Source organism: Flavobacterium sp. TC780, from assembly GCF_056783245.1.
In genome coordinates this window covers 1-9,589 of record NZ_JBXBAV010000146.1, presented here as the reverse complement: position 1 = coordinate 9,589, position 9,589 = coordinate 1, and the positions used below count along the sequence as shown (strand labels likewise).

Sequence of the window (9,589 nt, the reverse complement as noted above, 5' to 3'; positions counted from 1 at the left end):
AAGGTTAATACATGCTCCTGTTGTTAGGGAGGCAGCACCTGCATCTTTTTGAAGATCCCGAATTTGAATACTTACCTGGGCAAACTGTTGTTGTTCCTGCAAATGTAGAAATGAAAATCGATTTTCCAGAAGCAACAAAAAATAACCCTACACAATGTTTGGCTTTAGCCATTGAACAATCTAAAATTACAGAGACATTAAATTTCTTAAACGAGAAATATCCCAAAGAAAATGATGTGCTTTGGCAATTACATTATCAAAATTATTTCTTTTTTAATAATGTTGATATGGCTTCTACGATTAATAAACTCATCAAAGAATGCATGAGTACATCGATTACTAAAGATGTTTTGGCAGACTTAACTCTGAAAGAATTATTGATTCGTATTATACAAACGCAAACTGTAAAATCTATTGATGAAGGAATGGTAATTCAAGCAAATAATCCAATAAAAGAAGTTACAGAATTTATCAAGCAGAATTTGAAGGAAAATATGAATTTAAAGAGTTTGAGCGATAAAGCATGTATGAGTACAGCCTCTTTCTATCGTTTTTTTAAAAGAGAACTAGGAATGAGTCCAATAGAATATGTGTTGAATGAAAAAATAAAATGTGCAAAGAAATTACTAAAGAATCCTTCGATACAAATTAATGAAGTTTGCTATTTATCAGGATTTGAAGATGCTAATTATTTCATCAGACTATTTAAAAAACACGAAGGGATTACTCCAAAACAATATCAGTTGTTGTTTATTAATTAGAGGCTTTTTTTTAAAGTTTCAAAGTTTCAAAGGTTCTGAGGTGCTAAGGCTCAAAGGTACTAAGGTTTTAAGAAAGGTTCTGAGGTTTAAAAAAAGGTACAAAGAGACAAAGGTTTCTTGTAGAGGCGCACAACAGTGCGTCTTTTTTTGCATAATAATTGTCGAGCTACTTGCGGAGACCCTTCCTGTGTCAGGGTGACAAGATTGTGGTTGTATTGCAGTAAAGTTATTCTATAACAAGATATATTGGCTCACGTTACTATGAGAAACCTTAGTACCTCAGAACCTTTGCCTCTTTGTACCTTAAAAAAGAACCTTTTTTACTCAATAATTTTAACTGGCTCTAACTCCTTCTCTTCTTCTTCGGTGAAAATTCGATATTCTATTTGAAATGTTTTTTTTAATGGTGTTTCCAATGAAAATCCTCCAACTCCAAATGCATCAATTACATTGAGTGTAAAATGGGCATGTTTCCAATATTCGAATAAATCTTTATCAACCCAAAATTCAGTGTCTTCAATTGTTCCAATGCAAACGTCTCCTGTTCGTTGATAAAAACCACCTTTCTCAAAACATTGTGGTTGTGTTCCTTCACAACACCCGCCAGCTTGATAAAACATTAATTCGCCATGTTTTTCCTTTAATATTTTTATCAATTCAATGGCTTTTTCTGAAGCATCAATTCTTTTTATCATGATTTTAGGTTTTAAAAAAAGCAACAAACTCTTGTGATTATAGAGAGTTTGTTGCTTTCATGATTTAATGTAATTAAGGTTTAGCTATTTCGAGCACTACCCTTCCTTCAATTTGTCCTTTTTTCATTTTATCAAAAACATCATTGACATCTTCTAATTTTGCAGGCGTGATTGTAGCCTTTACTTTTCCTTCTGTGGCAAATTCAATTGCTTCTTTCATGTCTTTACGTGTGCCAACAATGGAGCCACGAATTGTAATTCTGTTTAAAACAGTATCAAAAATTGATAAATCAAAGTTTCCTGGAGGAAGTCCATTAAGTGCCATTGTGCCTTTTCGTCTTAAGGTTTCAAGACCTTGCTTGAAAGCTATAGGAGAAACAGCTGTGATTAATGCCCCATGCATTCCACCAACTTCCTTTTTTAAGAATTCTCCAGGATTTTGATTTTTTGCGTTTACTACCAAATCAGCTCCAAGTTTTTTGGCTAAATCAAGTTTATCATCGGCAACATCTATTGCTGCAACATGCATTCCCATTGCTTTGGCATATTGTACCGCAACGTGACCTAAGCCTCCAATTCCTGATATAGCAACCCATTCTCCTGGTTTTACCTCAGTTTCTTTTAGTCCTTTGTAAACCGTTACTCCAGCACACAGTATTGGTGCCATTTCCATAAAATTTACATTTGACGGAAGGATTCCAACGTATCTTGCATCGGCAATTACATATTCGGCAAATCCGCCATCTACGCTATATCCGCCATTTTGTTGGGTATCACATAAGGTTTCCCAACCTGTAATACATTGATCACAGCCTCCACAAGCGCTATAAAGCCATGGTACACCTACAGCATCACCTTCTTTTACATTTTTTACATCCTGACCTACAGCTACAACATAACCTACAGCTTCGTGTCCTGGAATTAATGGCATTTTGGGTTTTACGGGCCAATCACCTTCTATGGCATGTAAATCGGTATGGCAAACTCCACTGGCAATAACTTTTACAAGAATTTCGTTTTTACCTGGTCGTTTTACTTCTACTTCTTCAATTTTTAAAAGAGAACCAAATTCTCTTACAACTGCGGCTTTCATTGTTTTTGGTAACATAATCGTATTGATTTATAAGACTAGTACATTTAATCTACCGGCCTTCGGTTTATATAATTCTTTTAAAAAAAGCCTAATTTCTTTTTGTCATAAGAAATCAGCATATTTTTGGTTTGGCGGTATTGTCCTAACATCATTTTATGGTTTTCACGACCTATTCCTGATTGTTTGTATCCTCCGAATGGTGCGCCTGCAGGATAAGAATGATATTGATTTATCCAAACTCTACCAGCTTGAATTGCTCTTGGAACTTGGTAAATTTCATGTGCATCACGAGTCCATACTCCTGCTCCTAAACCGTACATAGTGTCGTTTGCAATAGCAATAGCTTCTTCAGTTGTTTTAAAAGTAGTAACAGCTAGTACTGGTCCGAAAATCTCTTCCTGAAAGATTCTCATTTTATTATTTCCTTTAAATAAAGTAGGCTTGATATAATAGCCGCCTTCAGGTCTCCTGCTAAATTATTCTCTGCACCACCGGTAAGTAATTCAGCTCCTTCTTCTTTTCCTAATTTTATATAAGAAAGAATTTTTTCTTTTTGTACAATTGAAGTCTGTGCTCCTATCATTGTTGTTTTGTCCAATGGATTTCCTGCGATAATTGCTTCAGTTCTTTCTACTACTCTCTTAATAAACTTGTCATAGATGTCTTCATGAACCAATAACCTTGATGGGCATGTACAGATTTCTCCTTGATTAAGAGCAAACAAAACGGCTCCTTCTATGGCTTTATCAAAGAAATCGTCATCATGATCGGCTATAGATGGGAAGAAGATATTTGGTGATTTTCCTCCTAGTTCTAATGTAACAGGAATGAGTATTTTCTGTAGCGTATTGCATTACTAATCGACCTGTGGTTGTAGAACCTGTAAATGCAGCTTTTGATACTTTTTTATTAGTAACTAATGGGCGCCCGAGTTGAGCGCCAAATCCGTTTACGATATTTAATACTCCTGGTGGAAGTATATCGCCGATAAGCTCCATTAATACTAATATAGAAATTGGTGTACTTTCAGCAGGTTTTAAGACAATTGTATTTCCAGCAGCTAATGCTGGAGCAATTTTCCAGACTGCCATTAAAATTGGGAAATTCCAAGGAATAATTTGTGCTACTACTCCTAATGGTTCACTTAAAGCAATTGAGACTGTTTGTGAATCTAATTCTGCGATTGAACTTTCTTCAGCACGTATTACTCCTGCAAAATATCTAAAATGATCTATGGCTAACGGAATATCAGCGGCTAGTGTTTCTCGTACAGGTTTTCCGTTATCTACCGTTTCTACAGCAGCGATATATTCTAAATTATCTTCTATTTTTTGCGCTATCTTATTTAGTAAAATGCTACGTTCAGTTACTGAGGTTTTTCCCCATGTTTTAAATGCTTCATAGGCTGTATCTACTGCTAAATCAATATCTTCTTTCCCGGAATGTGCAGCTTTTGTAAAAACTTTACCGTCTATAGGAGAAATTACATCAAAATATTCTCCTTTTATTGGTGCTACAAATTTTCCACCAATGTAATTATCGTATTTTGCCTTAAATTCAGGTCTTTTTACTAGAGTACTCATAAAATATTTTTTTTGGATTCATTTCAAATTTACTTTCATTCTTTTATAAAGAATAGCACAATTCATTCATGTAATAGCACAAAAAATACAGATTCTCTTTTTATAACTAAATTTTAATACTCTTTCAATAAAATATTAGGATAAAAAATAGATAATGTTTAAAATAGATTTATTCATGGTTAATTAATTAAAGAGCTGTAAAAAACCAAATAAATTGTTTCCTACTACAATGTGCAATGCCTATATTTGTAAACTTATTCAAGAATAATATTACTCAAATGAAAATATCTTACAACTGGTTAAAACAATTCATTAAAATAGACTGGAAATCCGATGAAACATCTGCTTTGCTAACTGACTTAGGGCTTGAAGTAGAGGTGGTTGAAAAGTACCAATCAATAAAAGGCGGATTAGAAGGTATTGTTGTAGGGCATGTATTAACCTGTGTACAGCACCCTGATGCTGATCGATTGAAAATTACAACTGTTGATTTAGGATTAGAGCATCCTATACAAATAGTATGTGGAGCAGCTAATGTTGCAGCTGGACAAAAAGTCCCTGTTGCTACTATTGGTACTGTTTTATATGATAAAAGCGGTGAATCCTTTGTTATTAAAAAAGGAAAAATACGTGGACAAGAAAGCCACGGAATGATTTGTGCTGAAGACGAATTGGGTCTAGGAACTGGTCACGATGGTATTATGGTTCTAGATGAAGCTTTGGCTCCTGGTACTCCCGCTTCTGAAGTTTTTAATATTGAAAATGATGAAGTTTTTGAAATAGGATTAACTCCAAATCGTGCCGATGCAATGAGTCATCTTGGTACAGCGCGTGATTTACGAGCAGGATTATTACAAAGAGGTCAAAACGTAGAGTTAATTACACCGTCTGTAAGTAATTTTAGAGTTGACATGCGAACTTTAAAAATTGATGTAAACGTCGAAGAACCTTCTTTGGCTCCAAGATATTGCGGTGTCACCATTTCTGGAATTACAATAAGTGAATCTCCAAATTGGTTACAAAATAGATTAAAGGCTATTGGAATTACTCCTAAAAATAACATTGTTGATATTACAAACTATGTTCTTCATGAATTAGGTCAGCCATTACATGCTTTTGATGCAAGTAAAATCAACGGGAAAATAATTGTAAAGACTGTTCCTGCAGGTACTAAATTTGTTACCCTTGATGATGTTGAAAGAACATTGCACCAAGAGGATTTAATGATATGTGATGAGAAAGGTCCATTGTGTATTGCGGGTATTTTTGGAGGTAAAAAATCTGGTGTAACAGAAACGACTACTTCTATATTCTTAGAAAGTGCTTATTTCAATCCAGTTAGTGTGCGTAAATCGGCTAAAAGACATCAATTAAATACTGATGCTTCTTTTAGATTTGAAAGAGAATTGATCCTTCAATTACTGCATATGCATTAAAGCGTGCTGCTTTATTGATAAAAGAAATTGCTGGTGGAGAGATTACTTCTGATATAGTTGAGATCTATCAAAAGAAAATAGAAGACTTTTCAGTTTTCCTAAACTTTAGTCACGTATCAAAAATTATAGGACAAGAAATTCCAAAAGATACTATTAAAAAAATATTAGTGTCTCTTGATATTAAAGTTAATAGTGTGTCTGAGGCTGGTTTAGGGTTGACGATTCCCGCTTACCGTGTTGATGTGCAACGCGAAATTGATGTTATTGAAGAAATTCTTAGAGTTTACGGATATAATAATATTAATTTCTCTAAAAAATTCAATGCAACAGTTTCTAATTCACCAAGAACGGAAGATTATAAGGTGCAAAATAGTATTGCTGCACAATTGAATTCGCAAGGATACCATGAAATGATGGCTAATTCATTGACGACTCCTTCTTATGCTAACCTTTCTGCTTTGTTGAAAGAGGAGCATAATGTTACAATTTTAAATCCTCTAAGTGGTGATTTATCAGTAATGCGTCAATCGTTATTGTTTTCTGGATTAGAAGCAATTTCATATAATATCAATAGAAAAAATTCAGATTTAAAATTATTTGAATTTGGAAAATCATACCATAAGTTTCTTAACGGATATGAAGAGCATAAACACCTAACTTTGTTTATTACTGGAAACAGAAATAAAGAAACTTGGACTAATGGACAACAATTAACTGACTTCTTTTTACTAAAAGGATATGTAAACGGTATTCTTTCTCGATTAGGAATTGATAAAATTAATAATATTCCATCACAATCAGATATTTTTTCTGAAGGTGCTGCTATTGGATACGGTCATGATACTTTAGTTGAAATGGGGGTTGTTAAAAAATCAATCTTAAAGCACTTCGGAATTAAGCAAGAGGTTTTCTATGCAGATTTTAACTGGGACTTAATTTTGAAAATAATCACAGGCAAAATAAAATATACTGAGATTCCTAAATATCCCGAAGTACGTAGAGATTTAGCTTTATTGATTGATAAAAATGTAAGTTATGATAGTATTTATACTCTTGCAAAACAAACAGAGAAATCATTGTTAAAAGATGTGAATTTATTTGATGTTTACGAAGGTGAAAAACTTCCTGAGGGTAAAAAATCGTATGCATTAAGTTTTACTATTCAAGATAATACTAAAACGCTTACTGATGCTCAAATTGATAAAATTATGAGCAAATTAAAACAAAGTTTTGAAACTGAACTTGGCGCAAGCTTACGTTAGTAAAAAATAGGATTATATTAAAAATCCGCTGAAGAATTTAAAAGTTCTTTAGCGGATTTTTTTTATTTAAATAATTTGAGTATTTAATCTAACTAGCTAGTAAGTTCTTATAATAACTTTCTACGTCTTTCCAGTTGTAATAAGGAGCTGTATTGGTTTTAATAGTTGGAACAAGTGTTTCTTTTTCATGAAGAAGAAATTTTACAAGTATATCATCTGATTTTGGTTTGCGGAAAAATACGATTTGGATGTTACCTGCCATAGGCGCTACTTTAAAATCGCTCCATGCTTCATAAAATTTATCAGTATTAGAAATACTGTTATAGGTTCCTTCTAAATGTAACAGCATTGCCAGCGGAATTATATTACCATCATGTGCAAAACGCAGCGTTGCTCCTTTTCCTTTTGATGTTATTATTTTATTAGCATTTTCTAGAATGTTTTTTAAAGTTAGTTTCTGATTTTCAAACATAAGTCCGTTATTGATAGCTGCATTTGCGTCATTTACATACAAACGATAGTTGGTACATTGCCACAAGTCAAAAAGCTCTTGTTTTTCAAACAAATCATAAAAGCTTAGTTTTGTTTCTACATTTTGCATCCCTCCTGCTATGGCAAATAACTTTTTCATAGTTGCTTCTGGATTTATTTTCTTAATGATATAATCATTGTCCGAAAATAGAGAATTGACTAGACGATCAGGTTTAATATGTTTCGCTTCAAATTTCAGGAAATTCTTCTTTCCATGTATCTTTTGCAGATCTAAAAGCAATAGCTTCGGGTGTATGGTAGTTTAAGTATCGTTGCCATTTTATCCCAGAATTTCTGGTAATTTTTAAGTCAGGATTAAACTCTTTAATACGCTCACAAAAAGCATCCATACTTAGCGCAACACGTACGACTGTCGTGGCACTGGCGTCTACTTGCGCTTCTTTTGTGAATACTTTTGGATAAAGATTATACATGCGTTCTGCAATACCCCTTTGTTCTTGTACTCCTATGACTGAAAGATCTCCGCCTCTAAATTCAACCTCAGTCCAAAGTTCTTGTAAACGTTTTAAGACATCTTTCCCCAGATCAGTAAGTGCGGCATTCTTATTAGCATTATCAAATAAATCCAAGACTTCTTTATAGTCACTATCACTTATCAAATAACGAGAACCATGACGTCCAAAATGGCTGATGTAAAATGCTTCATATCCTTTTGGAGCAGGTGTATAAGCTACAATATCTTTGGTCGGATAAGCATAATAAACACCAGCAGTTTTCTCAGGTGTGTCAAACATTTCTTGTTGCGTAGTTTGAGCTAAAATAACAGATAAATTAGCTAGTGTTAATAATAATGATAAGCGGATTTTTTTCATTTCTATTTAATTTGTTGTAAAGCAAATATATTCTAAAGTTTAGATTTTATTTTCACAAAAAGCCCCCAAATAGTGCATAACTGTTTGGGGGCGATTTAGGATAAACTAAAAATCATCCATTTTTTATTCTTTACTAGTCATTAACTCTTTGATGTATTTTACGGGAGCACTACCATAGCTTAAAAATTTCTCGTGAAATTGTTTTAAGTTGAATTTTGTTCCTTGCTCTTTTTTTAATGATTCTCTAAAATCATAAATTTCAGTATATCCTGTAAAATAAGAACATAATTGCACTTGTGATAACGTTGCACGTTTCCATTTTCCATCAGCTTCAGCTTGTTGTTGAAAAGCTTCTTTAGTTAATAGAGCTAAGGCAGCATCTTTAGACATGTTTTTTGTGTGAACACTATAATCTAATATAGTATTACAAGTTGTTCTAAGATTCCATTTGTAATACATCAACCACATTTCGTCTGAGTTTTTGTATCCGCTTTCTAACATTGATTCTTTCGGTGTAAACTGCCCGACCTTTAATGATTGCTCCATTTTCCTAAAATAGATTTTATGATACTTGGCGATTGGTTGCTATAAACTAATTGTGTGTAATGTCCAGGAATAGCTTCGTGAATATTTAAGATTTGCAAAATATAATCGTTGTATTCTCTTAAATAACTTTCTGCATTCTCGGCTGTCCAACCGTTCATACTTCCAACATTATCGTCCGTGTTAGCGTTTTTATCGTAAGGGCCCGGAGCTGATATTGACGCTCCTGCAACACCCGCCATATAAGCTGGTTCTTTAACTACAAGTGGTTTGATGGATCTATATAAAGTAAATCTTTAGCTTTTACATAAGCAACAAGCTCTGGTATTTGTTTTTCAATTTCTGATTGAAATTTTTCAGGGGTTGTATGTTTGTAATGAAATTTTATCAATTACTTGTCTAATTAACTCTAACTTATCTTTTGGTTTTGCATCTGTACCTTTGTATTTTGTCCAAAGTTTATCGGCAAGAAGAAACATCTTGTCATGCAAATCATTTTTATGGTTTACAGCAATTTTATAAATTTCATCAGCAGTATATCCTGACTCAATATCAAAGTTGAATTTTTTAGCATATAACTCAGAACCTAATCTAAAAGAACGAGGTGTTTTATTATCAAGATTTTTCAACCAATTAGCATAATCAGCAATTGCTTAGGTGCTGCCTCCCTCACAACAGGAGCATGTATTAACCTTAGCAATACATCTTTATTGACGCCTTTCGTTGAGTTACGTATTGCTAAGGTTAAAAGGATTTTTTTCGTTTTCCCACGGTAACACCAGCACCTTTAATGCCCTGGTGCAGGTAAGCGACCTTATCGTCGGTTTCGCGTTTTCCGCCGGAAACCGTCAA

The 9,589-nt window shown here is 33.6% G+C and carries 8 protein-coding genes and 2 pseudogenes; 2 read left to right on the top strand and 8 right to left on the bottom strand.

Annotated elements, in window-relative coordinates; translation table 11 throughout:
* Positions 1 to 11: 11 nt before the first annotated feature.
* The gene (locus AC1RYN_RS15680) at positions 12 to 761 is read left to right on the top strand and encodes an AraC family transcriptional regulator (RefSeq protein ID WP_481807700.1); all 750 of its coding nucleotides are present in this window, start codon (positions 12 to 14) and stop codon (positions 759 to 761) included.
* Between the two features lie 320 nt (positions 762 to 1,081).
* Here the strand turns inward: AC1RYN_RS15680 and AC1RYN_RS15675 are convergent, their stop codons facing one another.
* From AC1RYN_RS15675 to AC1RYN_RS15665, 3 genes and pseudogenes are all read right to left on the bottom strand, one after another.
* Positions 1,082 to 1,456, bottom strand: a complete 375-nt coding sequence (locus AC1RYN_RS15675; protein WP_481807699.1) for a DUF779 domain-containing protein — start codon at positions 1,454 to 1,456, stop codon at positions 1,082 to 1,084.
* Positions 1,457 to 1,529: 73 nt separating this feature from the next.
* The gene (adhP, locus tag AC1RYN_RS15670; protein ID WP_481807698.1) at positions 1,530 to 2,564 is read right to left on the bottom strand and encodes an alcohol dehydrogenase AdhP; all 1,035 of its coding nucleotides are present in this window, start codon (positions 2,562 to 2,564) and stop codon (positions 1,530 to 1,532) included.
* 62 nt (positions 2,565 to 2,626) lie between these two features.
* Positions 2,627 to 4,132 (bottom strand): annotated as a pseudogene (locus tag AC1RYN_RS15665) (aldehyde dehydrogenase family protein).
* A 278-nt stretch (positions 4,133 to 4,410) separates the two neighbouring features.
* On the opposite strand from AC1RYN_RS15665, the pseudogene pheT reads away from it, so the two are divergent.
* Positions 4,411 to 6,830, top strand: a pseudogene (gene pheT / locus AC1RYN_RS15660) (phenylalanine--tRNA ligase subunit beta).
* Between the two features lie 88 nt (positions 6,831 to 6,918).
* On the opposite strand, the gene AC1RYN_RS15655 reads toward pheT, so the two are convergent.
* The 5 genes from AC1RYN_RS15655 to AC1RYN_RS15635 all read right to left on the bottom strand — a co-directional run bounded on the left by AC1RYN_RS15655 (position 6,919) and on the right by AC1RYN_RS15635 (position 9,366).
* Positions 6,919 to 7,461 carry a histidine phosphatase family protein gene (locus tag AC1RYN_RS15655; RefSeq protein ID WP_481807697.1) on the bottom strand — a complete coding sequence of 181 codons (543 nt, stop codon included), beginning with the start codon at positions 7,459 to 7,461 and terminating at the stop codon, positions 6,919 to 6,921.
* A gap of 88 nt (positions 7,462 to 7,549) precedes the next feature.
* Positions 7,550 to 8,194 (bottom strand): hypothetical protein, encoded by a 645-nt coding sequence (locus AC1RYN_RS15650; RefSeq protein ID WP_481807696.1) that lies wholly within the window; start codon positions 8,192 to 8,194, stop codon positions 7,550 to 7,552.
* A gap of 123 nt (positions 8,195 to 8,317) precedes the next feature.
* Positions 8,318 to 8,740 carry a DUF885 family protein gene (locus AC1RYN_RS15645; protein ID WP_481807695.1) on the bottom strand — a complete coding sequence of 141 codons (423 nt, stop codon included), beginning with the start codon at positions 8,738 to 8,740 and terminating at the stop codon, positions 8,318 to 8,320.
* Positions 8,725 to 8,979, bottom strand: a complete 255-nt coding sequence (locus AC1RYN_RS15640; protein WP_481807694.1) for a DUF885 family protein — start codon at positions 8,977 to 8,979, stop codon at positions 8,725 to 8,727. Before AC1RYN_RS15640 ends, AC1RYN_RS15645 begins: the two co-directional genes overlap by 16 nt.
* 114 nt (positions 8,980 to 9,093) lie before the next feature.
* A complete protein-coding gene (locus AC1RYN_RS15635; RefSeq protein ID WP_481807693.1) occupies positions 9,094 to 9,366 on the bottom strand; it encodes a hypothetical protein in 273 nt (90 codons plus the stop codon).
* Positions 9,367 to 9,589 lie beyond the last annotated feature (223 nt).